The sequence below is a fragment of the Streptomyces sp. TLI_146 genome (assembly GCF_002846415.1).
GTDB lineage: Bacteria > Actinomycetota > Actinomycetes > Streptomycetales > Streptomycetaceae > Streptomyces.
In genome coordinates this window covers 4,594,037-4,617,713 of the sequence record NZ_PJMX01000001.1, presented here as the reverse complement: position 1 = coordinate 4,617,713, position 23,677 = coordinate 4,594,037, and the positions used below count along the sequence as shown (strand labels likewise).

General features: G+C 69.8%; 19 protein-coding genes and 1 tRNA gene. 7 read left to right on the top strand and 13 right to left on the bottom strand.

Features of this window, described 5'->3' with window-relative positions; translation table 11 throughout:
- From BX283_RS20710 to BX283_RS20675, 8 genes are all read right to left on the bottom strand, one after another.
- Complete coding sequence (locus tag BX283_RS20710; RefSeq protein ID WP_257583309.1) at positions 1-870, bottom strand: LysR family transcriptional regulator; 870 nt, start codon at positions 868-870, stop codon at positions 1-3.
- A gap of 207 nt (positions 871-1,077) precedes the next feature.
- Positions 1,078-1,452: a cupin domain-containing protein gene (locus tag BX283_RS20705; protein ID WP_101389052.1), complete on the bottom strand. Its 375-nt coding sequence runs from the start codon at positions 1,450-1,452 to the stop codon at positions 1,078-1,080.
- A gap of 60 nt (positions 1,453-1,512) precedes the next feature.
- Positions 1,513-2,865, bottom strand: a complete 1,353-nt coding sequence (locus BX283_RS20700) for an MFS transporter (RefSeq protein ID WP_101389051.1) — start codon at positions 2,863-2,865, stop codon at positions 1,513-1,515.
- A 182-nt stretch (positions 2,866-3,047) separates the two neighbouring features.
- Positions 3,048-3,461 carry a VOC family protein gene (locus BX283_RS20695; RefSeq protein WP_101389050.1) on the bottom strand — a complete coding sequence of 138 codons (414 nt, stop codon included), beginning with the start codon at positions 3,459-3,461 and terminating at the stop codon, positions 3,048-3,050.
- A 24-nt stretch (positions 3,462-3,485) separates the two neighbouring features.
- Positions 3,486-3,953 carry a cupin domain-containing protein gene (locus BX283_RS20690; RefSeq protein WP_101389049.1) on the bottom strand — a complete coding sequence of 156 codons (468 nt, stop codon included), beginning with the start codon at positions 3,951-3,953 and terminating at the stop codon, positions 3,486-3,488.
- A complete protein-coding gene (locus BX283_RS20685) occupies positions 3,907-5,778 on the bottom strand; it encodes an FAD/NAD(P)-binding protein (protein ID WP_218976524.1) in 1,872 nt (623 codons plus the stop codon). The genes BX283_RS20690 and BX283_RS20685 overlap by 47 nt, the downstream gene beginning before the upstream one ends.
- Positions 5,775-6,626, bottom strand: a complete 852-nt coding sequence (locus BX283_RS20680) for an N-acyl homoserine lactonase family protein (protein ID WP_101389048.1) — start codon at positions 6,624-6,626, stop codon at positions 5,775-5,777. Before BX283_RS20680 ends, BX283_RS20685 begins: the two co-directional genes overlap by 4 nt.
- A 5-nt stretch (positions 6,627-6,631) precedes the next feature.
- Positions 6,632-7,984, bottom strand: a complete 1,353-nt coding sequence (locus tag BX283_RS20675) for a KamA family radical SAM protein (RefSeq protein WP_101389047.1) — start codon at positions 7,982-7,984, stop codon at positions 6,632-6,634.
- A gap of 359 nt (positions 7,985-8,343) precedes the next feature.
- On the opposite strand from BX283_RS20675, the gene BX283_RS20670 reads away from it, so the two are divergent.
- On the top strand, positions 8,344-10,365 hold the full coding sequence (locus BX283_RS20670; protein WP_257583306.1) for an FAD/NAD(P)-binding domain-containing protein: 2,022 nt from the start codon (positions 8,344-8,346) through the stop codon (positions 10,363-10,365).
- Complete coding sequence (locus BX283_RS20665) at positions 10,362-11,618, top strand: MFS transporter (RefSeq protein WP_180357208.1); 1,257 nt, start codon at positions 10,362-10,364, stop codon at positions 11,616-11,618. Before BX283_RS20670 ends, BX283_RS20665 begins: the two co-directional genes overlap by 4 nt.
- On the opposite strand, the gene BX283_RS20660 is transcribed toward BX283_RS20665, so the two are convergent.
- A complete protein-coding gene (locus BX283_RS20660; protein WP_101389045.1) occupies positions 11,572-12,150 on the bottom strand; it encodes a TetR/AcrR family transcriptional regulator in 579 nt (192 codons plus the stop codon). The two genes, BX283_RS20665 and BX283_RS20660, sit on opposite strands and share 47 nt — an antisense overlap.
- 766 nt (positions 12,151-12,916) lie before the next feature.
- On the opposite strand from BX283_RS20660, the gene BX283_RS40080 reads away from it, so the two are divergent.
- Together BX283_RS40080 and BX283_RS20650 are read left to right on the top strand one after the other, a co-directional pair.
- On the top strand, positions 12,917-13,483 hold the full coding sequence (locus tag BX283_RS40080) for a hypothetical protein (protein WP_143676444.1): 567 nt from the start codon (positions 12,917-12,919) through the stop codon (positions 13,481-13,483).
- A 330-nt stretch (positions 13,484-13,813) separates the two neighbouring features.
- Positions 13,814-16,870 carry an FG-GAP-like repeat-containing protein gene (locus tag BX283_RS20650; protein WP_180357207.1) on the top strand — a complete coding sequence of 1,019 codons (3,057 nt, stop codon included), beginning with the start codon at positions 13,814-13,816 and terminating at the stop codon, positions 16,868-16,870.
- Positions 16,871-17,066: 196 nt separating this feature from the next.
- Here BX283_RS20650 and BX283_RS20645 read toward each other — a convergent pair.
- Positions 17,067-17,140: transfer RNA gene (locus BX283_RS20645), tRNA-Gly, on the bottom strand.
- 257 nt (positions 17,141-17,397) lie between these two features.
- Between BX283_RS20645 and BX283_RS40075 the strand changes: the two genes are divergently transcribed.
- From BX283_RS40075 to BX283_RS20635, 3 genes are all read left to right on the top strand, one after another.
- Positions 17,398-17,583 (top strand): hypothetical protein, encoded by a 186-nt coding sequence (locus tag BX283_RS40075; protein WP_143676443.1) that lies wholly within the window; start codon positions 17,398-17,400, stop codon positions 17,581-17,583.
- A 92-nt stretch (positions 17,584-17,675) separates the two neighbouring features.
- On the top strand, positions 17,676-18,251 hold the full coding sequence (gene dcd, locus BX283_RS20640) for a dCTP deaminase (RefSeq protein WP_101389042.1): 576 nt from the start codon (positions 17,676-17,678) through the stop codon (positions 18,249-18,251).
- 14 nt (positions 18,252-18,265) lie between these two features.
- Positions 18,266-18,763 carry a phosphoribosyltransferase gene (locus BX283_RS20635; RefSeq protein ID WP_101392481.1) on the top strand — a complete coding sequence of 166 codons (498 nt, stop codon included), beginning with the start codon at positions 18,266-18,268 and terminating at the stop codon, positions 18,761-18,763.
- A 67-nt stretch (positions 18,764-18,830) separates the two neighbouring features.
- Here BX283_RS20635 and BX283_RS20630 read toward each other — a convergent pair whose 3' ends face one another.
- The 3 genes from BX283_RS20630 to BX283_RS20620 form a co-directional block, all read right to left on the bottom strand.
- Positions 18,831-19,757: a Yip1 family protein gene (locus BX283_RS20630; protein WP_101389041.1), complete on the bottom strand. Its 927-nt coding sequence runs from the start codon at positions 19,755-19,757 to the stop codon at positions 18,831-18,833.
- A 126-nt stretch (positions 19,758-19,883) separates the two neighbouring features.
- Positions 19,884-20,984 carry an FG-GAP repeat domain-containing protein gene (locus BX283_RS20625; protein ID WP_373979605.1) on the bottom strand — a complete coding sequence of 367 codons (1,101 nt, stop codon included), beginning with the start codon at positions 20,982-20,984 and terminating at the stop codon, positions 19,884-19,886.
- Positions 20,985-21,163: 179 nt separating this feature from the next.
- Complete coding sequence (locus BX283_RS20620) at positions 21,164-23,431, bottom strand: (Fe-S)-binding protein (RefSeq protein WP_101389039.1); 2,268 nt, start codon at positions 23,429-23,431, stop codon at positions 21,164-21,166.
- Between the last annotated feature and the right edge of the window lie 246 nt (positions 23,432-23,677).

The window sequence follows — 23,677 nt, the reverse complement described above, 5'->3', positions numbered from 1 at the left end:
TCAGTCCTCACGGACGGTCGGCGGCGCACCCACCGCCGCCTGAGCCATCGCCACGAACCGCCGTATCAGCGGGTGTCCGCCCTGCTGCGGAAAGACCAGGCTGAGAGGGACGCGCGGCGCGTCGGGGACGGAGAGGAACGACACGAAGGGGTGGATGTGCTGGCGGCCGACGAACTCCGGCACCACGCCCACCCCCTTGTTGGAGGCGACGGCCTCCAGCCACTCGTCGAAGTTGCGGCAGACGACGGAGACACTGGGCCGGCGGTCCGATGGCCAGTCCGCCAAGTCGGTCGTCCCGCTCACCTCGTTGAGCACGAGCCGGTGGTCGGCGATCTCCTGCCAGCGGATCTCCTCCTGCCCGGCGAGCTCCGAACGCGTCGACACCGCCACGATCCGGCGTTCTCGCAGCAGGGTGACGGACCGCATGTTCGCGGCGGATATCCGGCCTCTGAGGATCGCCAGGTCGGCGTCGCCGCGGTCCACCCCGGCGAGTTTCGCGTCATGGCGGTGGACGCGTACCGACATCCCGGTCTCCGCCTCGAAGGACGCGATGACCTCCTGCGTCCACCCCGTGGGAAAGCCCCAGGCGAACCCGACGCGGAACACGTCCTCGTGGGTCTCGGGCCGCAGCGCGGACTCCAACCGGGGGATGATGACGCGGAGTTGGTCGTAGAGCTCCTCACCGGCCGGGGTGAGGGCCACCTGACGCGTGGTCCGTTCCAGCAGACGCCGGCCGACCAGCTCTTCGAGGCGGCGGATGTTGCGACTGAGCGTCGGCTGGGACACGTTCATCCGCTTCGCGGCGCGGGTGAAGTGCTTCTCGTCTGCCAAGGCCAGAAACCCGCGCAAGTGATGCAGCTCGATACTCATGGACAGCAGCATATGTAATGCCGCGAAGGGACCCTTTACACCGTCCGGCAGCACTTGGTTGGGGGAGCGCACAATACCTGAGTCATTTCTCCCAAGGGTCATCGGTGAGTAATCGCGAACCCTCCGATACCACAGCGGAGTTCGCGCTCTCAATGGTCCGCCGACGCGGGGTGGGGGCCCCGCGCCGACGCTCCACTCGGCCGGGCTTCAGTCCCGGTACTCCGCCTCCGTGATGTGTTCCTTCCATTCCGTCGGCCCGTCCGTGACGGCTATGTGCGTCATGAAAGTGTTAGGGCCCGCGCCGTGCCAGTGCTCTTCGCCCGGGTGGCAGACGACCGTGTCGCCCGCCCTGATCTCCTGGCGCTCGCCGCCCCGGTACCCCACGACGCCCACACCCTCGGTGACGTGCAGGACCTGTCCCGCCGGGTGGCGGTGCCAGGCGCTGCGGGAGCCGGGCGTGAACAGCACGTTCCGTACTTCCACGTTGGCGGTGGCGCCGATGCGCGGCCACAGCCACACATCACCGAAGAAGCGGTCCTCGGGACCCTTGATCGCGTCTCCGGGGTGACGGATGACATCCACAGTACGAACTCCATTTCTTTTCGGTTCATGCTTTTTCTTGCGGGTTGAGCAAGCTCGATATCAGCTCTGTGCGGGCCTGTTCACATCCTTGGCCGCCTCGGCCTTTCCCGCGAGCGCGATCAGCGTGGCCGCGGCGAGCGACACAAGTGCCAGAACGGCGTTGGTCGTACTGAACGCGTCCCGCGGATCACCGCTGTGTTCGACGAGCCCCAGATATACGGTTCCGAAGACCGCCACGCCCATGGTTCCGCCGACCTGGAGCGTCGTGTTGAACAGCCCGCTCACGTCCGGCGCGTACCGGGCCTCGACGGAATCCGTCAGCCGGGCGAGCGTCCCGCTGAACGCCGCGCCGTAACCGACGCCTCCGATGCCGAGGAGGACGATCAGCCAGCCGGTGCCCTGCCCGCCGGCCGCCACACCGGCGAACGCGACCGCCATCAGCAGTCCGCCGACCGGCGCCGCGAGCTTGCGGATGCGCGGGCCCGTCCGCCCGAGCACCGGCCCGACCAGCGCGAACGTCGCCACCCACGCGATCGGGATCAGTCCCGCGTACACCGCGCTCTTGCCGAGCCCCTGCTGGAGGTAGATCGCGAGGACGAACAGCAGCGCGAAGTACCCGGCCCGGGTGGCGCCTTGGGAGAGCAGCGCCAGGGCGATCTGCTTGCGGGCGAGCAGCGAGACGTTCATCAGCGGATCGCCGCCGCGCCGCGCGATGCCCCGTTCCACCTGGACGAACAGGGCGAAGGCCGGAACGGACGCGATCAGGCAGACCCACGTCCACAGCGGCCAGCCCTCGTCCTGACCGAGCACCAGCGGTGTCACCAGCAGGAACAGGGCGAGCGACAGCAGCCCGACGCCCCGCAGGTCCAGCTTCTTGCGCCCCGTGCTCTCGTCGGCGGGCAGGAAGGTGTACGAGGTGACGAACAGGGCGATCCCGATCGGCACGTTGATCAGGAAGATGGGACGCCAGCCCATGCCCAGGATGTCGGCCGACACCAGGACACCGCCGAGCGCCTGCCCGACCACCGAACTCACCCCGAGGACACCGGTGTAGGTGCCCAGGGCCCGTCGGCGCGCGGCGCCCTCGAAGTTGACCTGAATGCCCGTCAGGACCTGCGACACCATCAGCGCGGCGCCGAGCCCCTGGACGACCCGGGCGCCCACCAGGGTGGTGCTGTCGGGGGCGAGCCCGCACGCCAGCGAGGACAGCGTGAAGACGGCGAGTCCGAACAGGTACGTCCGGCGCCGCCCGCGGATCTCCCCCAGCCGCGCACCGGTGATCAGCAGCATCGCGTACGCGAGCGTGTAGCCCGAGACGATGAGTTCCAGTTCACCGCCGGACGCGTGCAGCCGGTCGCGGATCGAGGGGATCGCGACGTTGACGACGGCGATGTCCACGTTCCCGAGGAACATGCCGCCGAGCAGGGAGATCAGCAGCCAGGTCGACCGGCGCCCGTCCGGTCCGGATGCGCCTTGCTCTGTCCCGGCTCGCCTTTGGTCATGTGCAGGAGACGTCTTCAAGGAATCCACACCCAGGACTGTAGCTACTAGTATGTACAGTCCGCAACGCGGGGCGTCGCGGACCGCTCACCGCCCTACTGGACGGCGTCCCGCTGGACCAGCTGGAACTGGATCCCCTTCGAAGTCCCGGGCTCCGTCCAGGCGTTGAGGTTCGGGCCGACCGGGACGGGCTCGCCGGTGGTGAGCTCGATGCCGAGGCCCTGGACCGCCCGCATCATCTGGGACACGTCGTCGACTTCGACGCCGATGTGCTCCAGGCGGGCCTGGTTGCCCTCGCCCAGCCTGCGCGCGCGGGCCTCCGGCGTGGTCGGCTCGATGAGCTCGATCCGGCCGTCCCCGCAGTGGTAGAACGCGATCTTCACGTTCCGGGCCGGTACCTCCTCGGCCCGCTCCAGCCGCATGCCCAGGCTCTCCAGGAGCGCCCTCGCTTCGGTGATGTCGTCCACGACCACACCGATGTGGTCGATGCGCTTGAACATGTCCGCCATGTCCGCCTCCTGATACGTGTGCTCTTATGCGTTTTCTTTGGAGAACTTGTTGTGCAGACCGGCCATTTGCGGCAGGTTCGACATGTTGAGCAGCAGCAGATCGGTGTCCGCCCCGCGGTTCTCGAAGTGGTGGACGTGCCACGCCGGGATCAGCACGATGTCGCCGTCGCCGAGGGAGACCGTCTCGGCACTCTCGTCGAATACGAGGACGCCGGAGCCGGACCGTACGAAATAGAGATGCCACCAGGAATGCGTGTGCGGCGTGGTGCTCTCACCGGGCCGCACCGACTGGAAGGTCATCGACGTTCCCGGAATGACCTCGTGGTCGCCTCCGGGCGCGGCCAGCGTGACCGTGCCGTATTCCGTGTGCTCGCCCGCCTCGATTTCCTTGGCCAGCGTCTCCCACTGCCATACGACCGGCTCCGGCCGCTCCTGCACATGGCGCTTACGGAACTCCGGGTAGGGAAACTGACTCCCGCTCTGCACCGGCATGCTCGTCCTCCTGGCTGGTGTCGTACAGGTGCTGGATGTGCCCGACCATGCCGCGTACGGCGGCGTCGGCGTCGAGGGTGAACTGCGAGGTCATTCCCTGGCGCGGCAGCGCGTGGGTGTAGAACCGCGGCCCCTCGACGAGATAGCCGACCGCCCAGGCGGTGGGCAGCGGCTCGCCCGCCGCCGTGATCGGGCGGCCCTGCTCGTCGATGTCGAGGCCGCCCGGCGTGAACGGGCCGTTCGCGTAAGGGCGGACGAGGCCGCGCCCCAGAAGCCCGGCGATCAGCGGCGACCTGTCCTGCTCGGGGTGGAACGCGTCGAGCCGGGCGACGACCAGGGCGTCGGCGTGGCGGATCTCGGGGCCGTCGGGATAGTCGGTGCGCACGGCGAACCGCGCCGCTTCCCGGTCGAGCACCAGCCGCCCCCCGGGGCCGCCGGCCAGGTCCACGACCCCGGCCCGCAGCAGCGCCAGGAGCTGGTAGTTGCGGTGCCGGGGCGGGCCGAACGAGACCCGGTTCATGACCGGCACGTACCTGGCGTTGAAGATCCGGTGGGACGCGGGCGTCAGCCCGGAGAACTCGACGGCCTCCCGCAGGCTCGCCCGGGTGTCCCGGATGACGTCGGTGGCGGCCTTCAGCGGACTCGTCGTGTTGCCCAGCTCCGCGTGCTCCAGGTCGTCCTCGACGTAGTCCACGAAGAACTTCGTGAACGCGTCCTGGTTCGCGAAGTCCAGGCGGCCCAGCGGGTCGAGGATCTCCTCGACCACCCGGCGGTCGTCGGCGGTGAGCTCGTACTCCTCGGACGGCAGGGAGCGCTGCTCCGCCGCCCGATAGGCGTAGCCCATCTCGCGCAGCAGGAGCGGAAGGACGTCCTCGGTGAAGTCGAGCCGGGAGTCGCCTCGTTGAGCCGCGCGCTCGCGCGCCTGCCGTACCGCTTCCTTGGTGAAGAACCGCGGCCGGTGGGCGCCGGTGATCCCCTTCTGGTTCACGCCCCGCGCGCTGAAGGGCAGGCACTGGCGGGAGAAGAGGAGGATCCGGGGCTCGCGTCCCGAGGGGCGGTACTCCATGGCGTGGCCGGAGCCGTGGAACGTACCGCCGCGGCCGACCGTGAGCTCGGAGATGACGTCGTGCGCGGTCAGCCCGAACCCCTGGACCGCGACGGTCGAGCCGGGGGCGATCGCCTGGAGCCGTTCGACCGGGTAGGGAGTGGAGCAGTACGCGAGCGCCGGGTTGCGGTCCGCGTTCTGTCGGGCGAACTCCTCGTACGCGAGGTCCTCCTCGGTCGGGATCCGCTCGCAGTGCCCGGTGGTGAGGAAGACGTAGTCGCTGGGGAGGGCGAAGCCCTTCTCCAGGTGGACCACGAAGCCGTCGCCGTCCGTCCGCTCGATGTCCACGGCCCGGTCGCGGTGGTGCACGACCCGCACCTGCGGCGGCAGGGAGCGGACCGTGCGGTCGAAGACCCAGCTGAGGTACGAGCCGAGGATCTGCCGGGGCAGATAGGCGTGCTCGCCCAGCGGTTCGCCGGACGCGCCACCGGTCGGGTGGAAGACGCCGTCGAACTCCCGGTACCCGGCGGCCCGCGCCCACTCGGTGAACGAGGGGCCCCGGTCGTCGGCGAACATCGTCACCTGGCTGGCGACGGTGTTGGTCAGCAGGTGGGAGGGCTGGCGGGCGGAGTGCGTGCCCTGGCCGCCGTCACCGGGGTCGATCAGGTGCACGTCCAGCGTGCGCCCCTCGGGCAGCTGGCCGGCGAGGTCGGAGATCCGCTGGAGAACGCTGAGACCGCGCGGGCCCACCCCGACGACGGCCACCTGGAGCGCGGTCATCGGACCGCTCCAGCGGCGGCCGCGGCGGACTCCAGACCGTCGAGCGCGGGCTCGTGGAGCCGCACCCAGTCGGACGCCCCCGGGAGCGCGGGGAAGCGCAGGGCCACCTGGGGGTCGTGGCCGGGGATGATGTGGTCGTCGCCGTCCGCCAGCGCCTCGATCCTCTCGTACCCCTCCAGCATCGGAGTGAGGTGGTCGAGGATGGGGAACGGGCTGCGCAGCCGGATGTTCGCCCACAGGTGCGTGGCGTCGCTCGCCAGCACCACCCAGCCGCGTGCGGTGGGGACCCGGACCACCTGGGTGCCCGGCGTGTGGCCCGGCACCGGATGCACGGTCACGCCGGGGATGATCTCCGCCTCGCCGCGGTGCAGGACCAACTGGTCCTCGAAGAGCCCCTGGACCGCAGTCTTCACGTTGACCGGCTCGAAGGGCTTGCGTACGACGTGGTGGCGCATGGCGGGCCCGGTGCAGAAGCGGAGTTCGTCCTCCTGCAGATGGATCCGGGCGTGCGGGAAGCGGTCCAGGTTGCCCGCGTGGTCGTAGTGCATGTGCGTGATGACCACGTCCGAGACGTCCTCGGCGGCCACGCCGAGGTCGGCCAGCGCGTCGACGGGGCAGCGGAACAGGGTGCGTCCCCGGCGCCGCGCCATCTCCTCGTTGAACCCGGTGTCCACGAGCAGGAAGTGCCGGTCGTTGCGGATCACCCAGAGGTAGAAGTCCATGGGCATCTCGCTGCCCGGGGTGAACTGCCCCTCGTCGAGAAGGAAGTTGTCCCGCGCGGGCCGGTCGGCGTGCGTACCGAACCGGAGCGCCAGGACCTCGTACTCAGGAGGTGTGTCCTCGGCCATGTCCCTTACGCCTCCACGAGGTCGAGCGGTTTGCCGAGCATCGAGTCGGCGGCGTCGGAGGGCTCGTCCTCGAAGAGGAACCTGCGCTCCCCGAAGGCGGGTTCGAGCTGGTCGAACCAGGTCGCGGCGGGGTCGAACTTCGCGTAGAAGGGCTGCCGCACGAGGCCGCCGCGACGCGCCTGGAGCAGTTGCAGCGCGAAGACCTTCTCGCCCCGGATCGTCGGCGTGCCGTCGATGAGCACCTTGCCGGGGAACGCGCTCATCGACGGCCCGCGCACGGTGCGCGAGAGCCCGGAGACGCCCGCGTAGGCCGTGCGGAAGATGTCGTACGCCTCGGCCAGCGGCAGCTCGAAGTAGGCGCGCGCGCCGGTGTCCCGCTCGACGAACATGTAGTACGGGATGGCGCCCAGCTTCACGCCCGTGGTCCACAGCTCGTGCCAGTCGGCCGGGTTGTCGTTGATGTGCCTCAGCACGGGCGACTGCATGCGCACGACGGCGCCGGTCGCGGTGATGCGCCGCAGGGCGTCCTGGGCGATGGCGGGGCGCAGTTCGGCCGGGTGGTTGTAGTGGCCCATCAGCGCGAGGTGCTTGCCCGCGGCCGTGACGCGCTCGAACAGGCGCAGCAGGTCGTCGGCGTCCACGTCGCTGACGAAGCGCTGCGGCCAGTAGCCCACGGCCTTCGTGCCGATCCTGATGTTCTGGATGTGGTCCAGCTCGGGCACCAGGAGCGGTTCGAGGTAGCGCTCCAGATTGGCCGTCCGCATGATCATGGGGTCGCCGCCGGTGATCAGCACGTCGGTGACCTCGGGGTGCCGCTTGAGGTAGGCGGCCAGACCCGCCGCGTCCCGGGCGGCGAAGTGCAGGTCCTCCTCCCCGACGAACTGCGGCCAGCGGAAGCAGAAGGTGCAGTAGGCGTGGCACGTCTGCCCGGCGCTCGGGAAGAAGAGGACCGTCTGCGCGTACTTGTGCTGGATGCCGGGGACGACCTCGCCGTCCAGCTCCGGCACGTTGTGCGTCAGCTGGCCGGCCGGGTGCGGGTTCATCCGCGAGCGGACCACGTGGATCTGCTTGGCCAGCTGCTGCTTGTCACCCGAGCGCAGGAGATCGCGCAGGGTCGCGAAGTCGTCCGGGTCGAGCATGCTCTGGTGCGGGAAGTTGAGCCGGTAGATCGGGTCGTCGGGGATGCGGTCCCAGTCGATCAGCTCGTCGAGCACGTACTGGTTGGTCCTGAACGGCAGGACGTGCGACACGACGTCGACCGCTTCGCGCAGGTCGGGCGGAATGAGCTCCCATTGCGGCGCCTTTTTGATCGACGACCGATTGTAGGGCTTGTACTTGATGGGGGTGGAATCACCCATGAGGATTCTCCGTCCGGAAGGCGGAAAGTGGGGGACGGCGGCTTTGCCTCTACGGCAGAGGACCGCCGGTTGACGGGGATTGCGCGAGCGTGGAGGCTCCCGCGCATTTCTGCTTCTCCACGCTCGCGCGGCCAGGTGGAACCCGACCTTGCGGGCAACCCTCGCTCGCCGGTTCGAAAAGCTATCCGGCGGAATTGCGAGGTGGGAAATAGGCTGACCGGCCGATTTATTCAGTGAGCGCATAAATAGATCTATGTGGCATATGAATCAATCCGTCGCGCGATGCATTGATGGATTTGCGCTCGGCCTAGGATCGGCAACTGCACGAGCAGGGGACAACAGAAGAAGTGGGGCTCGCGTTGAACGGTCGGCTCAGCGTCGGCATCGTGGGGATGGGGCCGCGCGGACTCATCGTCCTGGAGCGGTTGTGCGCCAACGCGGCGGCGGATCCCGGAGCGCGTCCGGTGACCGTGCACGCCGTGGACCCCGCCCCGGCGGGCGCGGGCCGCGTCTGGCGTACGGACCAGTCCGCGCATCTGCTGATGAACACGGTCGCGGAGCAGATCACGGTCTTCACCGACGCGAGCGTCTCCTGCGCGGGCCCGGTGGTGCCGGGCCCCAACCTCCATGAGTGGGCGGCCCTGCTGGCCGTCGTCGGCGAGGCCGAGGGGTACCCGGCCGACGCCGTCGCGCAGGCACGGGCGCTGGGGCCGAACTCCTACCCCACGCGCGCCCTGTACGGGCACTACCTGCGGTGGGCGTTCCGGCGGACGGTGGAGACGGCGCCGCGCCATGTGACGGTACGGGTCCACCAGGACACGGCGGTCGAGCTGACGGAGCCGGCCGAGCGGGGCGGGCGGCAGGTGCTGCGGCTGGCGGGCGGGGAGCGGCTGGAGGTCGACGCGGTGGTCCTGGCGCAGGGCCACGTTCCGGCGGCGCCCGGGCCTGCGCCCGCGTCCGCTCCCGTACCCGCGTCCGCTCCCGTACCCGCGTCCGCGCCCGCTTCTGTCCCCGCGTCCGCACCCGCTTCTGTGCCCGCGCCCGGCCCGGCGGGACGGCACATCGCGCCGGGCAACCCCGCCGACGTGGACCTGGACCTCGACGCGATCGCTCCCGGGGAGCCGGTGGCCCTGCGCGGTCTCGGGCTCACCTTCTTCGACTACGTGGCGCTGTTCACCCAGGGCCGCGGCGGCACGTTCCACGAGCGCGCGGACGGCCGCCTCGACTACCGCGCCTCGGGCCGGGAGCCGCGCCTGTACTCGGGCTCCCGCCGGGGCGTCCCGTACCAGGCGCGCGGCGACAACCAGAAGGGCCTGGGCGAACGCCACGAGCCGCTGCTGCTCACGCCCCGGACGATCGCCGCGCTGCGCGAACGCGCCGCCGCGCACGGCGATGTCCGCTTCCGCCGGGACGTATGGCCGCTGATCGCCCGCGAGGTGGAGATCGTCTATTACCGGACGCTGCTGCGCCGGCGGGGTGAACCGGCTGAGGCCGTGGCGGAATTCCAGCGGGGCTGTCTGCGGCGGGGCGCGGACAGCCCGCTGGAGGAGAGACTGTTGCGGCGGTACGGCATCGAGGACCGCGACCGCTGGAGCTGGGCGGCTTTCGAGACCCCCTATGACGAGCAAGCGCTGCGCGGGCCACGGCAGTTCACCCAATGGCTGGTGGAGCACCTGGAACGCGATGCCACACGCGCGAGCGGAGGCAACGTAGACGACCCGGTCAAATCCGCTCTGGACGCCCTGCGCGATCTGCGGAACGAGATACGCCAGGTGGTCGATCACGCGGGGCTCACCGGGAACTCCTACCGCGACGAACTCACCGGCTGGTACTCGCCGTTCAACGCTGCGCTCTCCATCGGCCCGCCCCGGCGCCGTATCGCGGAGATGGCCGCACTGATCCGCGCGGGAGTCCTGGAGCCGGTGGGGCCGGGAATGCGGGCGACGCCCGGCCCGGAATCCGGCGGCTTCCTCATCTCGTCGTCCGTGGTGCCCGGGGAGCCGGTCCACGTCACGACCCTCATAGAGGCCCGCATCCAGGACCCGGACATCCGCGCGACCGCCGATCCCCTGCTGCGCGGCCTCCTCGACACCGGCCAGGCCACGCCGTACCGCCTGCCCGACCCGGACGGCGACCCGTACGAGACCGGCGCACTCGCGGTGACGCAACGCCCCAGCCGCCTCCTGGACGCGCACGGGCGGGCCCACCCCCGCAGGTTCGCGCTCGGCATCCCCACGGAGGGGGTGCACTGGGCGACGGCGGCGGGCGTACGGCCGGGAGTGGACTCCGTGTCACTGGGCGACGCGGACGCGGTGGCCCGGGAGCTGCTCGCGTGTGGGGCGGCACGGCCGACGGGGCGGGTGGAGGTGAACGCGTGGTGAGCGTGCTGGTCCGTACGCGACGGCGGCGCGAAACGCCCGACACGGCGAGCCGTCCACCGGCGGGGCTGTCCACCGCTTCGGGCGTCGCGGCGGTCACCGTCCTCACCTCGCTGCCGGTGTTCCTGCCCGGCGCGGCGAACGGCCTGATCTGCGCCGAGCTCGGCTGGAGCCCGGTGCGGATGGGGGCCGTCCTGGCCGTGTACTGGCTGGCGTCCCTGTCGGGTGCCTTCGTGAGCAGACGGTCCGCGCTGCCTCCAGTGGTGGAACGGACGCTGTCCATCGCCCTGTTGGCCACCGGCCTGGGCCTGCTCACCGCGGCGGCGGCTCCGGCCGCGGGCCTCTGGCTCAGTTCGGCGGTGGGGGGCTACGCCTACGGCTACACCCAGCCCCACACCAACGCGCTGCTCATGCGCAGATGCGCGCCCCGGCTGCGCGCGTTCGCCTTCGGCCTGAAGCAGGCCGCGGTGCCGACGGCCACGCTGCTGGCCAGCGTGGCGATGCCGATGCTGGCGGGCCCGGTCGGGTGGCGGCTGGTGTTCGCCGGGACGGCGGTGCTGTGCGGCGCGGGCGGCGCGTTCCTCGTACGACGAAGCCACTCAGACGTACGACGGCACCCATCGCCACCGCCACGGAAGCACGACGGCACCCCCCTCCGCCTGGACACCTTCGTCCTGGCCCTCACCTGCGCGGGCTTCTTCGGCGCCATGGTGGGGAACGGCCTGGGCGGTTTCCTGGTGCTCGCGCTGACGACACGAGGCGTGTCCCTGTCGGCCGCCGGAGCGGTGGCGACCGCGGGCGCCGCGCTGAACATCGCGGTCCGCCTGGCGATGGGGTGGCTGGTCGGCAGAGCGCCGAGGGCGGCCTGGACGGCCCTGCCGGTGCTGTTCCTGACGGGCGCGGCGGGCACGGCGCTCCTGACCCGGCCGGGACCGGTCGTGCTCACCGTGGGCGCGCTGCTCGCGTACGGCGGCGGCTGGGGCTGGGCGGGCCTGCTCCACTACGCCATCGGCCTCCCCTACCCCGGCCAGGAGCAACGGGCGACGGCGTACAGCCAGATGGGCGTCTCCCTGGGCGCGGCCACCGGCCCGTTGGTGTGCGGCCTGCTGTTCCAACTGGGCCCGGCCGCGGCGTGGTGGGCGCTGACGGTGGCGGGATCGGCGGCGGGCGCCTGCGTCTTGGCGGCCCGCAGACGCCCGGAGGCCGGCGTCAGTCCCGCCCGGGACCGGCGGCGAGATTCGCCACGACCTGCTTGACCCCGTCGACCGCCTGCCGGAACGCCGCCGGGTCCTGATGGGCACGGGCCAGCGTGTACCCGCCCTGAACCGCCGCGATGATCAACGAGGCCATCATCTCGGGCTGAGTGTCGGCCCGGAGCTCCCCGCTCCGTACGCCCTCCGCGAGCACGTCCGCCAGACGCCCCTCGACCCAGCTGAAGAACTCCGCGGCGGGCGCGCGCAGGACGTCGTCGTTGACGACATCATGATCCTGCGTCAGCCGCCCGATCCGGCACCCGGCGAGCGGGTCCCGCTCCAGGTCGAGAAAGGCATGGATCCGCGCGACGGCCGCGCCCTCCCCGCCCAGCGCCTCCTCGGTACGGGCCCGCAGCTGATCACTCATCTGCACCATGGCAGCCACCGCGAGCTCGGCCTTGCCGGAGAAGTGGTGATACATACTCCCCTGCCCCGCCTGAGCCCGCTCCAGAATCATGGCCGGACTCGTACCGGTGTACCCCCGCTCCCAGAGCAGATCGGCCGCGGCCCGGGTGAGTGCCTCCTTCTTACTCATGGAGGTGAGTGTACCTACCACTCCTTACAGGCGCCCAGCCTTGAAGGTCATGGAAGCGGATGGTCGGCTGCTGTCGTCCGACAATTGAAGGCTTGACGCGGCGCAGAAAGTGGGCAGGCCGCACGTGCGCAATGGGAAGCGTAAGAACAGATGACTACGCTCGAAAGCCTGTAGGGAGACAGTGGAATCCCCATTAGGATGCACTTCACTATGCCGAGGGAATTCTTACGAGGTCGAGGTCGAGGTCGATATCGACGATCCGCGAATCCCCATCTCTGGGCGGATGGGCCCAGACGGAAAATAAAGGCGCCGGTCATCGACCAGAGCCTTTGCCGTGGAGTGAGTGACGGGAATATGTCTCTCGGGGGTCAGGCGAAAAGAGCAGACGGCGTGTTCGACTTGAATGATCGAATGCCCAGCGCTGCTGTGGTCGATCACCAGACGCGGCGGTCCTCTCTCGTCTGCTGCGATCCGCAAGGCCGTGGAAGGTAACAAATATTTCCCCGCCGATCCATCCCGTGGGCTGATCAGGCCGGTAAAAGTCCGGTTCGCGCCATCAGTAATAGGGGAATGCGCCGTACCAGGGCTGAAATGGGCCAGTCGAGGCGTGGGATGCTGCAGAGTCATGCGATTCGTACAAGGATTCGTTAGCGGTCGAGTTCACCCCGCCAGAAGGCCAAGGCGACTACGAAGAATGTCCGGGTTGCGGTGATCGTGTGCTTCGCCGTGCTCCCCTTCAGCTCTCCACAGCGCACCAGTCCGGCAGGTGAAAGAGTTCGTGTTCCCACGGCGCAACCCCCCAGTGCGGCCCGCCATCACCGCGATCGTTCTCTCCTTGATGGCGCTGGCCGCCACCGGCTGCGAGTCGTCCACGCCGCGTCCTGCTACCTCTTCACCAACGCGTCCCTCTGATGCGCCCGGTATCACTGCGGATACGCCCATCTCCGAGGCGGGCAAGAAGGCTGAGCAGGTGCAGGGCGCCATCAGCCAGCAGCTCGACAGCTACTTCACCCAGTACGGGGAGGGCACCAACTCTCCCTGCATACCGGCCGACAAGAGGCTGTTCACCGACACGTGCCGCAAGGCGGGCGAGTCGCTCCAGGCCATTGCCCACGCGGCTCTCAAGGAGATCGAAGGAAGCAAGGGCTTCCATACCTTGCGGGAGCAGGCGCAGGTCACGGTGAACGCCTTCAGCGGATACCAGAAGGCGAGCTGCTCCACCAACCCACAGGCGGCCAAGACCCGGTCGCGGTGCGTGCGGTACGGAAGCGATCTGGCCCAAGCGCCGTCCAACTTGCGTGACGGGATCAACCTGGGCCTCGCGGGCAAGTAAGCGCCCGTGAAGACGGCCGGGGGTATCCAGACTTTCCCTCCGGCGACCTGTCGGAGTCCTCTGGTCCTACGCGGGCGACGGCAAGAGCAACTTCGCCGGACGCCAGCGGATCGGCGGCGGCTGGCAGATGTACAAGTACCTCTTCTGATTCGCGACGTTTGAGCGGTGCCAGCCCGTCCGATCATGGACGGGCCAGCACTTGTTAGAGTCGCTCCACTTGCATGGGGGGGTTACGGCCGGGGGGCCATCACTTCGTACGACCACGGGCTGCGCCACGCGCACGCCGCCGCGCTCTCCCATGCCCTTGCGTCACTTCTGGGAGGGCCTGTCTTGAGACGTCACATGTTCGTGCGGAGTGCGGTCGCGGGCGCGGCGGCACTCGGGGTCGTGACGAGCGCCGTTCCCGCGATCGCGGCCACCGGCGAGCCCGGTGACTCCGGTGAGGTGGTGCTGCCGGCGGGCGCGCGATACCTGCCGCGCAAGGACCAGTTGGTAGAGGCCGGAGCGAGCGGCTACGTCCACTATCAGGAGGGCGCGTCGGGCAAGCTGTGGACGGACTACCGCACCGGCGAGACCCAGCAGCTCCGTGAATACGCAAGGCCCAGGTACGACGAGCACTCGGGGCTGCGGGCCAAGCCCTCCGCGGCCGCCGACGGCACGCACCAGGTCGCCATCAGCGGCGTTGCCGGCGGAACCACCACGGTGGACCTGCCGCCGGGCTACGTCTGGACGCGGGCGTACACCGCCGATTCAGTGGTTGCGTACAGGTCCACGGCGGATCGGATGGTCAGTGCCGTCAGTGTGTTCCAGGTGGTGGACGGCAAGACGATCGAGCACCCGGTCGAAAACCTTCCGCAGAACATGGGCGGCCCCGGGAACGGTCCTCTGCTGCTCGCGCGCGAGCAGGACCCCAATGGCGCGCTGTTCAGCGTGGCACAGCCGGACGGCAAGTCCGCCGACTACTTCATGGACTACGGAACGCGGACGCTCAGGCCGCTTCCGGCAGACTTCAAGAAGGGCTACGTCGTACTCGGGAGGAACCACATCCTGACGTACGACAGAGGAAACCCGCAGCTGCGCACCCTGCGCCGGGACGATCCGTCGGCCAGGACCGTCACGGTCCCGATGCCCAAGGCAACCGGAAACGAACAGGATTACGCCTCCTTCGGTGTGGTTGGCGACTGGGTCGTCTTCCGCAGGGGCCTGGACGTGAGCGCCGAGCAGTACGTCCAGGGAAACAAGCTCTGGGCCATGCCGGTCACGGGCGGCACACCCCGCGAACTGCTCCCGTACGCCGACGAGGACATCACGCCCGCCCCCGACGGCAGCTTCCTCGTCACCGGCGGCACCGGCCCCAAGGACTGGGCGGTACGCCAGGTCACGGCCGGCGCGGACGGGACCCCGACCCTCGATGTCGTACGGAAAGTGCCGCCCGTAACGGCCCAGATCGACGGGATCGCGCTCGGCGCCGGGACACTGAGCTACTTCAGCACCGCCGACGCGAATCCGCTCATGGCCCTGTACGAGCGGCAGGTCACTCTCACCGGCGCGCCCGAGGCCACGGCTCCCGTGGTGCGCTCGCTGGTACTCAGCGGCGGGAAGTTGCCCCAGGCCATGGGCAACGGGAGGACCGCGTACGTCGACGGGCAGATGCTCGTTTCGCCGACGGCTCCCGGCACGATGCAGGCGGTGCGGCTCGGGGAGGACGCCCGGCTCGACGACGCTTTCGGCCACTACGTCCTCGGAAGGACGCCGGGGCGCGACCATTTCGGAGACCTGGCGACGGGGCAAGACGACCCGGCTCTGCTCAACGACGTCAACTCTGCGGCACTGTGGGGCAACACGCTGTGGCGGGTCAGGTTCATGTCGGGGGCGAGCAAGGTCGAGGCGTACGACCTCAAAGCCAAGCGGGTCGTCGAGACGCTGGACATCGGCTGCTCCGCCAACGAGCTCCAGGCCCTCGGCCGCTGGATCTACTGGAGCTGCGGCCCGGACAGTGCCGGCGTCCTCGACCGAACGACGAACAAGAGCATTGCCGTGCCCGGCGGGGACGTGCTGCTCGGCGACGGCTTCACGGTCCGCCACGACCACACCGCGAAGAAGCTGACGCTCACCGACTTCAGCAAGGGGGCAGGCAGTACCCCCACCACATCCGAACTGGGCGACCTGAGCGTGCTAACAACGGGCTCGGATCCCTACGACCGGCGGGTCAACTGGACGGTCGACAAGTTCGGCGACCGCGTCGCCTATGTCGACGAGGAGCAGCGCGTTCACATCAAGCCGCTGCACGTCCCGCGCTCTCCCCTGGCCCTCCTCGACTCCGACGCGGCCTCGTGGCTCCGGACGCTCCCGGCGGGGAAGGCGCAGCCCTGGCGCGGCTCCTGGCAGCTGTCGCAGGCCCCCGCCGACTGGCACATCACGGTGACGGACGCCGCCGGACGACTCGTCAGGAAGATCGGTGGCCACCGGCAGGGCATCTCCCTGACCGCTGAGTGGGACGGCACCACCGACACCGGCGAGGCCGTCACCGGTGGCCGTTACACCTGGACGCTCCACGCGGACAACGGCGACGGCACCGGGATGCGCAAGGTCACCTCTGGCGCGATCACCGCGTACGGCTACGCGACCACGTACCGGGACTTCGACGGCGACGGCTTCGGCGAGCTGCTGGGCATCACGCCGGATGGTGTCGCCGACCTGCGCCTCGGTGACGGCCGCGGCGGTGTCGACGGCAAGCTCTCGGGCGCCAGCTGGAGGTCCGCGACCGCCGCGGCCCCCTTCGGGGACTTCAACGGCGACCGCTGCAACGACGTCGTGGTGCGGGTGGCGAGCGGCGAACTGCGCGTCTACACGCCGGGCTGCGGCCAACCGCTGACGTCGTCGGCCCCGTACACGCGAATCGGGGGTGGCTGGAACATCTACGACACCCTGACCTCCCCGGGCGACCTGACGGGTGACGGCCGCGCGGACCTGCTCGCCCGCGAGGCGTCCACGGGCGACCTGTACCTGTACGCGGACAACGGCGCCCGGAACTTCAAGGCGCGGGTGAAGATCGGCCGGGGCTGGACGGGCTACACCCTCGCGGGCGCGGGCGATATGAATGGCGACGGTAAGGCCGACCTCCTCGCCCGCGACGCTTCCGGAGTCCTCTGGCTGTACCCCGGCACCGGCACCGGCGCCCTCGCCCCCCGCGTCAAGGTCGGCGGCGGCTGGCAGGTCTACAACGCCCTGGTCGGCGCGGGCGACCTGAACGGCGACGGCAAGCCGGACCTGCTGGCCCGGGACAACTCCGGAGTCCTGTGGTCCTACGCCGGCAACGGCAAGGGCAACTTCGCCGGACGCCAGCGGATCGGCGGCGGCTGGCAGATGTACAAGTACCTCTTCTAGCCATCCGGCCGGCGGGGCGGGAGACCATTCACGGCCTCCCGCCCCGCCACAGACCAGGCACGAGGACCCGCTCCTCCGGGGAGGAACCGACCCTGACACATCGGCCTTCCGGCGCTTATGGCACGCGAGTGGCACGCGCCCCCGAAGCGGTCCAGACAACAAACAAGGCCCCGGTCTCTGACCAGGGCCTTAGCTGTGGAGCGAGTGACGGGAATCGAACCCGCGCTCTGAGCTTGGGAAGCTCATGTTCTACCATTAAACTACACTCGCGCAACGATCCCCCGAAGGGGATTCGCATCGTTGCTCACCCTACCCCATGCCAGCCCCCCGGCGTATCCGCCCGGGGGCTGTTCGCGTTCCGGGTGGCGTGAAGGGGGTGCCGAGGTGGCGGGATTCGGGTGCCGGGGGCCGGAGTTGGGGCGTACGGTGCAGGGCGGGCGCCTCGTCGGAGTGCCGCCTGGAGTGGCGTCCCGTTCATCCCTTAATGTGGTGGTTTCTCCGTCCATGCTTGTTGTTGGGGAAGGGACTTGAGCCACTTGATGGACTCGCTGGAGCGCACCGTCGTCCGCTGTGCCGAGGGGCACGTCTTCACCACCGATTCGTTCCCGATGCAGCAGCTCGGGGCCGAGCGGATCGGGCCCGGCCGGCTGCTCCGGTGCCCCCGCTGCGCCCGGCTGCGGCACGCCGTCCCGGTGGCGTACGGGAGCCGGTAGGCGGCGGACGGGCATCACGTAACCGGTACGCGGTGGCACGCGCGGGTCTGTCCGATTACGGCAGCCCCGCGCACCCTGCGTATCCTCGGGACGTGCTTCTCTCAGACAAGGACATCCGGGCCGAGATCGACGCGGGTCGCGTCCGTATCGATCCGTACGACGAATCCATGGTCCAGCCATCCAGCATCGATGTGCGGCTCGACCGCTATTTCCGGGTGTTCGAGAATCACCGGTACCCGCACATCGACCCCGCGGTCGAGCAGGCGGACCTCACCCGGCTCGTCGAGCCGGACGGCGACGAGCCCTTCATCCTGCACCCGGGTGAGTTCGTGCTCGCCTCGACCTACGAGGTCATCTCCCTCCCCGACGACCTCGCCTCCCGCTTGGAGGGCAAGAGCTCGCTCGGGCGGCTCGGCCTGGTCACGCACTCCACGGCCGGCTTCATCGACCCGGGCTTCTCGGGCCATGTGACGCTGGAGCTCTCCAACCTCGCGACCCTCCCGATCAAGCTCTGGCCGGGCATGAAGATCGGGCAGCTGTGCCTCTTCCGGCTGACCTCCTCCGCCGAGTCGCCGTACGGCTCGGAGCGGTACGGGTCCCGGTACCAGGGCCAGCGCGGACCGACCGCCTCGCGGTCGTACCTCAATTTCCATCGGACCCAGGTGTGAGCGGCAGCGAGAACATGAGCGACGTACGAGAGAACCTCACCTACGAGAAGTTCGGGGGCGCCATCCGCGACCTCGCGCAGACCATCGCGGACGACGGCTACGAGCCCGACATCGTCGTCTCCATCGCCCGCGGCGGCGTCTTCGTCGCCGGTGGCCTGGCGTACGCCCTGGACTGCAAGAACATCCACCTGGTGAACGTGGAGTTCTACACGGGCGTGGGGACCACCTTGGAAATGCCCGTCATGCTCGCGCCCGTCCCCAACGCGATCGACTTCTCCGGCAAGAAGGTCCTGATCACGGACGACGTCGCCGACACCGGCAAGACCCTCAAGCTCGTCCACGACTTCTGCGTCGACCACGTCGCCGAGGTCCGCAGCGCCGTGATCTACGAGAAGTCGCACTCCCTGGTGAAGTGCGAGTACGTCTGGAAGCGCACCGACGAGTGGATCAACTTCCCGTGGAGCGTCGAGCCGCCCGTCGTACGCCGTGAGGGGCAGGTTCTGGACGCGTAGTCCGGAGAAGTACGTATGTGAAGGGGCCCGAGGTTCGCGAGAACCCCGGGCCCCTCTTACGTACGTCTCAGATCGTGCCCAGCTTGATCAGGCTCAGCAGCGCCACCAGCTGGATCGCGCTCGCGCCAAGGGCCCGAGGCCACGGCAGGTCGTGGGACTTGCTCACCATCGACGTGAACAGCGCGCCGGCCGCCAGCCAGGTCGCCCAGCCGACCACCTGCACCAGGCCGTTGTCGCCGCCCAGGAACAGGGCGAGCAGCAGCCGGGGCGCGTCCGTGAGGGACATGATCAGCATGGAGAGGCCGACCGTCGGCTGCCAGGAGCCGTCGCCGCCGAGCTGGCGCGCCATCGTGTGGGTGACCGCGCCGAGGATCATGCCGCCGAGGACGAAGACCACGCCGGTGGTGAGGACCACCGGAACCGCCTTCGACAGCGTCGTGTTGATGACGTCCGCGCGGGCCTTGTCGAAGCCGAAGATCGCCAGCAAGCCGTAGAGGAACGTGATGGTGAGCGCCGGGCCCCACACCGCGTAGTCACGCATCTGCCAGAACGTCGGTCCCGGCCGCATCACGATGCCGTTGAGCAGTTCCTTCCAGCGCAGCCGGGGGCCGGACGGCGGCGCCGCGGCGGCACCGGCGCGATAGGTCGCCCCCTGGCCGTATGGGTCCTCGCCGATGCTGAAGGCCTGGGTGTGGCCCGGGTTGTTGGCGTACGGGTCCTGGGCGGGCGCGTAACCCTGCGGCATCCCCTGGCCGTGCGGCGGGCGGCCCTGGCCCCGGTCGTAGCCGCCCTGGCCCTGGCCGTACGGGTCGCCGAAGTACTCCGGCTCGCCCTGCTGCGGGTACGGCTGCTGCTGCCCGTACCCGTACTGCTGCTGTGCGCGCTGCTGCTGGGGGTCGGGCCACTGCTGTCCTTGGCCGTGCCCCTGCCCCTGCTGCGGTTGCCGTCGCGGGTTCCGGTCGTCCCGGCCGCGCCCCATCCTGAATCCTGCCACGCCTTCGAACGTACCTGTTCTGACGGGTCGCCAAGCCGGGGGGCCGGGAACCGGCCGTCTTTGCGGCTGAGCTGTGACATCCCCTAGGGGGACCCGGAGGGGGTCCCGGCGGGGGGCGTACGAGGTTCAGCCCCAGCCCGCCGTCGTGAACTGGACCAGCGGTTTCTCCCGTACGCCGGTGCCCGCGCCCGCGTACACCGCCACCAGGTCGCGCGTCTCGCCCCGGTGGACGCGTACCGCCACATCGGGCACCTTGTCGCCGGTGAGGTCCGCGACCTGGAGGACGTCCGTCACGGGGGCCGGGCCGCCGCCCGGCAGGCCCGCGGCGGGCAGCGCCGGCGGGTGGACGGAGGTGTTCCGGGCGTACGTATAGGTGCCGCCCGGCCGCACCGGGCCCCGCGGGCCGCCGAGGAGCAGCCGGGGCCGCGCGCCCGGTGCGCTCACCACGAGGTCGTCGTACCCGTCCCCGTTCGCGTCCGCCCTCGGCTCCGGCGCGGCCAGGACGGGCCCGCCCCCGGGCAGCGAGGCGCCCGCCGCGCGCGGGGCGCCGGTGCGGGCGAACGGGCCGCGCAGGAAGCTGACGCGCCCGCCGGTCGCGGTGACCGCGAGGTCGGTCGCGCCGTCGCCGTCGAAGTCGCCGCAGACGGGGTGGTCGGGCCAGTCGTTGCCGTACCGGGCCCGCTCGGGGATGCCCAGGACCACCGCGCGTCCGGTGAGGCCGCCGGGGCCGCCGAAGAGGACCTGGAGGGGCACGGGCGGGCGGCCGACGCCGTCGTACGACGGGTCGGGCGTGACGATCAGATCGCCGAACCCGTCCCCGTCCAGGTCGCACGCCGCCTCGGCGTCGAACGTGGCGGGCGGCTCGCCGCCGACCGGCGCCGCGTCGCGACGGGTGGTGAGGACCTGGCGGGCGGCCGGGTCCAGGACGCGGCCGGAGCCGGTGCCGTAGACGACCGCGATGCCCGCGTCGTCGCCGTGGCTGTCGCCCTTGGCGAGGTCGTCGACGACGAGGTCGCGGTGGCCGTCGCCGTTGAAGTCGTACGGGATGCGGCTGCCCCGGCCGTGCGGTACGGGCCGGGGCGCGCCCCCGGCCGCGGCGGCCGCCGCCTTGGTGCTGGGCGCGGGGTGGTGGGCGGACGCGGAGTCGCACCCCGCCGCGCCCCACAGGGCGGCGGCGACCAGCGCGGCCACTCCTGCCACGGCTTTACGGGTACGCGTCAACCTCATCACGCGCCACAGGATGCCGCATCGTGGGCCAAGGGTTAAGCGCTGGGTAGCCGGGGCCGGGTGGGCAGCAGCGCGGCTGACGGCCGTACGCCCGTACGCAACGCGACAGCGGCCGGTTCCGCCTCGGGGGCAGGACCGGCCGCTGTCGTTCCCCGCCCTTGTCCAGGGGCGGGGTCCCGCTACTTGACCGGCTCGGGCTCCGGGGCCGACTCCGCGTCCTCGGACGCCGCCGGGTCCGCGGGCGTCTTCACCGAGTCGAGCAGCAGCTGCGCCACGTCCACGACCTGGACGGACTCCTTCGCCTGGCCGTCGTTCTTCTTGCCGTTGACCGAGTCGGTCAGCATGACCAGGCAGAACGGGCAGGCCGTCGAGACGATGTCCGGGTTGAGGGAGAGGGCCTCGTCGACGCGCTCGTTGTTGATGCGCTTGCCGATCCGCTCCTCCATCCACATCCGCGCGCCACCGGCGCCGCAGCAGAAGCCGCGCTCCTTGTGGCGGTGCATCTCCTGCTGGCGCAGGCCCGGGACGGCCGACATGATCTCGCGCGGAGGCGTGTAGACCTTGTTGTGGCGGCCCAGGTAGCACGGGTCGTGGTAGGTGATCAGGCCCTCCACCGGCGTCACCGGGATCAGCTTGCCCTCGTCGATGAGGTGCTGGAGCAGCTGGGTGTGGTGGATGACCTCGTACTCGCCGCCGAGCTGCGGGTACTCGTTGGCGATCGTGTTGAAGCAGTGCGGGCAGGTCGCGACGATCTTCTTCGACGACTTGGGCTTCTTCGTCTCGGGGTCTTCGTCGTCCTCGCCGAACGCCATGTTCAGCATCGCCACGTTCTCCTGGCCGAGCTGCTGGAACAGCGGCTCGTTGCCCAGGCGGCGCGGGGAGTCGCCGGTGCACTTCTCGTCGCCGCCCATGATCGCGAACTTGACGCCCGCCATGTGCAGCAGCTCCGCGAAGGCCTTGGTGGTCTTCTTGGCGCGGTCCTCAAGGGCGCCGGCGCAGCCGACCCAGTACAGGTAGTCGACCTCGGACAGGTCCTCGACGTCCTTGCCCACGATCGGGACCTCGAAGTCGACCTCCTTGGTCCACTCGACGCGCTGCTTCTTGGCGAGACCCCAGGGGTTGCCCTTCTTCTCCAGGTTCTTGAGCATCGTGCCCGCCTCGGACGGGAACGCGGACTCGATCATCACCTGGTAGCGGCGCATGTCGACGATGTGGTCGATGTGCTCGATGTCGACCGGGCACTGCTCGACACAGGCGCCGCAGGTGGTGCAGGACCACAGGACGTCCGGGTCGATGACGCCGTTCTCCTCGACGGTGCCGATCAGGGGGCGCTCGGCCTCCGCGATCGCCGCCGCGGGAACGTCCTTCAGCTGCTCGGGCGTCGCCTTCTCGTTGCCCTCCATGTCCTTGCCGCCGCCCGCGAGCAGGTACGGCGCCTTGGCGTGCGCGTGGTCGCGCAGCGACATGATGAGGAGCTTCGGCGAGAGCGGCTTGCCCGTGTTCCAGGCCGGGCACTGCGACTGGCAGCGGCCGCACTCGGTGCAGGTGGAGAAGTCGAGGATGCCCTTCCAGGAGAAGTGCTCGATCTGGGAGACGCCGTAGACGTCGTCGTCGCCCGGCTCCTCGAAGTCGATCGGCTTGCCGCCCGACGTCATCGGCTGGAGCGCGCCGAGGGCGACGTCGCCGTCCGCCTCGCGCTTGAACCAGATGTTGGGGAAGCCGAGGAAGCGGTGCCAGGCCACGCCCATGTCGGTCTTGAGCGAGACCGTGATCATCCAGATGAACGACGCGGCGATCTTGAGGCCCGCGACGCCGTAGGTGATGTTCTGGATGGCCGTCGTGCTCAGGCCCTTGAGGGCCAGGATCAGCGGGTACGAGGCGAAGAAGCCGGGCTCGTAGCTGTCCACGTGGTGCTGGACGCCCTCCAGGGCGCGCAGCGTCATGATGCAGACGCCGACGATCAGGATGATCGTCTCGACGAAGTAGGCCTGGCCGGTGTTGGAGCCCGCGAAGCGGGACTTGCGGCCCGGCTTGTCGGCCTTGCTCAGCTGTCGGACGGTGATCAGCGTGAGGATGCCGAGCGTCGTCATCAGGCCGAGGAACTCGACGAAGATCTCGTACGGCAGCCAGTCACCGATGATCGGGATCAGCCAGTCGGCCTGGAAGAGCTGGCCTACGGCGTTGACGATCGTGAGCAGCAGCGAGAAGAAGCCCACCGCCACGAACCAGTGCGCGACGCCGACGATGCCCCAGCGGTTCATCCGGGTGTGGCCGAGGAACTCCTTGACCACCGTCACGGTGCGCTGCACGGGTTCGTCGGTCCGGGTGCCCGCGGGCACCGGCTGGCCGAGCCGCACGAACCGGTAGATCTGCCAGACGGCACGGCCGAACAGCGCTACGCCGACCGCGATTAGGACCAGCGACACAATGATCGCGGCGAGTTGCATGTGGGGGCTCCTCGGGCCTGCCAGGGATTACTAAGCAGTAACTTATCGAGCTCGTCTGAGCGTACCCATTTATGCGGCGGCGCTGTAGCCGCGCACGCGGTGATCTGTGTCGCTCAGGCGGCCCTCAGTGAGCGGGGTCGGTGACGGATCGCCGACCGGGGTCGGGGACCAGTGTCGGACAGGGTTCGGCACTTTTGAAATGTCCATCGTGTTATTCAGCCCATACACGGACATAACAATCTAACT